Consider the following 3,376-nt stretch of genomic DNA (forward strand, 5'->3'; position numbering starts at 1 on the left):
ACGACCGCCCGCACGACCGACGACCCTCCGCACGTTTGCAAAGCAGTCCATTTGCTCGGCGTCTACAGCTGGATTGACGGGCACACGGCGCGACACAGCTCCAGCTTTGATCCCTTCGGCAAAATCCATGATGTGACGATCAGTAGGTGCAGGAACCCTCATCAAACAATTCCTATATGTGATAGAGGACATTTTTCACATATAGAATGCTGTATTCATAGTCCGGCAGCCCCACTGTTCTAAGACTTAAACGGAGAGACTGGCAGCGGGTGTCGCGCGATTTCTGACGACCCCGCCTCATCGCTCATGCCGCCGTCGCCTTCCGCGCTTCCATGTCATCCACCATCTGCTTCAAGCCGGTGAAATCCACTTTCCCCGTGCCGAGCAGCGGCACGGCCTCGACCACCGCGACCTCCGACGGCACCATCAGGTCCGCGGCGCCCTGCGCTTTCGCGTAAGTCGCGAAATCGCCGCGGGTCGCGCCGGCGTGTTGGGTGACCAGCACGATGCGCTCGCCGCGCCGCGCATCGGGCAGAGCCACGGCGGCCGACGTCGCATCCGGCCATAGCGCTCCGGCCAAGGCCTCGACGGCGGCGAGCGACACCATCTCGCCGGCGATCTTGGCGAAGCGCTTGGCGCGGCCCTTGATGGTGATGAAGCCCTTGTCGTCGATCGCCACGATGTCGCCGGTGTCGTGCCAGCCGTCCGGCACCGGCTGGATCACGCCGGGCTGATCGTCCTTGAGATAGCCGAGCATCACATTCGGCCCATGCACGATCAGCCGACCGGCGTCCTCAATCCCCGCGACCGGCTCGAGGCGCGCTTCCATGCCCGGCATCATCCGGCCGACGGTGCCGTTCCTGTTGAACATCGGCGTGTTCAGCGCGAGAACCGGCGCCGTTTCGGTGACGCCGTAGCCCTCGAGAATCCGCAGGCCGAACTTTTCCAGCCAGATCGCCCGCGTCACCGCGCGCACCGGCTCGGCCCCGGCCATGACGTAGCGCAGCGAGCGGAAGTCGTAGGCGTTCGCCGCCCGCGCGTAGCCGGTTAGGAACGTGTCGGTGCTGAACAGGATCGTGGCGTTGGAGATGTAGATCAGCTCCGGCACGATCCGGTAGTGCAGCGGCGAAGGGTAAAGATAGACCGGCACGCCGTGGACCAGCGGCACAACCAACCCGATGGTCAGGCCGAAGGAGTGGAAGATCGGCAGCACGTTGAACACCTTGTCCTCGCGGCCGAAGTCGACCACCGCCTTGGCCTGTGCCGCGTTGGCGAGCATGTTGCGGTGGGACAGCGCGACGCCTTTCGGCTTGCCCTCCGAGCCCGAGGTGAACAGGATCGCCGCCGCATCGTCGGCACCGCGCTTGGCGAGCGGTTTGCGGTAGCGCAGCAAGGCGCCGAGCTTGTCCAACACGCCGACACGCGCGCGAATATCCTCGAGGTAGACGATCTTGAAGGTCTTCTCGAGATCGGCGACGAGGGCGTCGTAGCGCCCCTTGCTGACGAAGGCGCGCGACGTCACGATCGTGTCGAAGGCCGCGACATGGCCCGCCGCCTTGATCGCGGTGGCACCGGCGGTGAAATTGACCATCGCCGGGACGCGGCCCGCCGACATCAGGCCGAGAATAGTGACGATCGCGCCATTGGCGGAGGGCAGCATCACGCCGAGCGACGTGCCGACGGGCGCCAGCGGGCTGAGCTTGCGGCCCAGGATGCGCGCGCCGATCAGCAGGCGCTTGTAAGTCATCGTGCCGGCGATCGGATCCTCCAGCGCGACACGGTCGCTGCCATGCTCGTGCGCCGCGGCGACGACGGATTCGAAGATCGTGCGGTCGATCGGCGTGGTGCGGAACACCATGTCGGACATCAATTGCTGCAGCGCCGCCCCCGCCGCCTGCCGCCGCGCTTTTCCGCGCAAGGCTTCGGGCACCACCAGTCGCTCCGGCTCGAGTATGGTCACGGTGATGCGGTCGAACAAGCGACGGCGCACCTGGGTGTTGGTGAGATAGGAGAAGCTGGTCGCTTCGACGCCCTGGATGCGCATCGGCACCACCGGCACGCCGGACTTTTCCGCGATCAGGCCAGCGCCGTCATAGACCTTCATCAGGCTACCGGTGCGGGTCAGCCGCCCTTCCGGGAAGATCACCAGCGTCTCGCCCGCCTTGACCGCCTGGAGCAGCGACCGCGTCGCCAAGGGCTTCGTCGGGTCGAGCGGCAGTGCGTGCAGGCTTTTCAGGAACGGCTTCATCCACCAGCGCTGCGCGATCATCGAGTCGATGGCGAAGACCGGCTCGGTGTCCAAAATGCTGAAAGCGACGGCCGCGTCGAGAAAGCTGACGTGGTTCATCACGATGACGGCGTTCGGCCCCGCCTTGGCGACGTTGTCCAGACCGCGAACGTCCAGCTTGTAGACGACGCGGAACACCAGCGCCGCAAAGTCGCGCAGCGGATTGGTGGGCATGACCAGGAAGAACCAGACGCCAGCACCCAGGCTGAGCGCCGCCATCAGAATGAACAGCATCCCCATGGAGAGGCCTGCCGCCTGCAGCAGGCCGACGCCGACCGCGCCCACCACCATGAACAGCGCCGACATGACGTTGATCGCGGCGACGATGCGGGCGCGGTGATCGGGCTTGGCCCAGGTCTGCACCGCAGCGAAGGCCGGCACGATGAACAGGCCGCCGGACATGGCGAGACCGAGCAGATCGAAGCCGATGTGCCAGGCCGCGAACGATTGGAAGAAATTCTGCGCCGACAGCGCCGGCACGTGCGGCGTCACGCTGAGCAGGCCGATGCCGAGGTCGAGCGCGAAGCCAGCCATGAACACCGCCGCGATCGGCGTCGGCAGCAGCAGAGTGCGGCCATTGAGCAGCCAGGACGCCAGCGCCGACCCGAGCGCGATACCGACCGCGAACAGCGCGAGATAGATGTTGAACACCATGGTGTCGGCGCCGAGCGTCACCGTCACCATGCCCGGCAGCAGCGCCAAGGTGACGGCGCCGATCAGCCAGAAGAAGCTGACGACGATGCCGCCGCGCCAGAGGCGGGTGTCCTCCCACAGATCCTTCAGCAGATGCCCGGTCGAGCGCAGCACGTTGGCCTCGACCTTGAGGTCGGGCGCGGATTCGCCGGTCCGCGGGATGAACAGCGCGGAAATCCAGCTTGCCGCGGAGAGCACGATCAGCAGGCCGCAGAACCAGATCGCATCGCCGCCGTCGCGCGACGCCGCGCCGCCGACGAAAGTGCCGGCGATGACAGCCAGGAACGTCGCGCCTTCGACCAGTGCGTTACCGGCGGGAAGGTCCCGCTTGACGAGGTGGTCGGGCAGGATGCCGTATTTCACCGGGCCGAACAGGGCGGAGATGACGCCGAAACA

The 3,376-nt window shown here is 66.0% G+C and carries 1 protein-coding gene; it reads right to left on the reverse strand.

The genetic code is table 11. The features are described from left to right. Positions 1-304: 304 nt before the first annotated feature. On the reverse strand, positions 305-3,376 hold a 3,072-nt coding region (locus GSQ79_RS19860), incomplete at its 5' end, for an acyl-[ACP]--phospholipid O-acyltransferase (RefSeq protein ID WP_158810396.1).

Origin of the sequence: Beijerinckia sp. L45 (assembly GCF_009765775.1) — a bacterium.
Taxonomy (GTDB): domain Bacteria; phylum Pseudomonadota; class Alphaproteobacteria; order Rhizobiales; family Beijerinckiaceae; genus RH-AL1.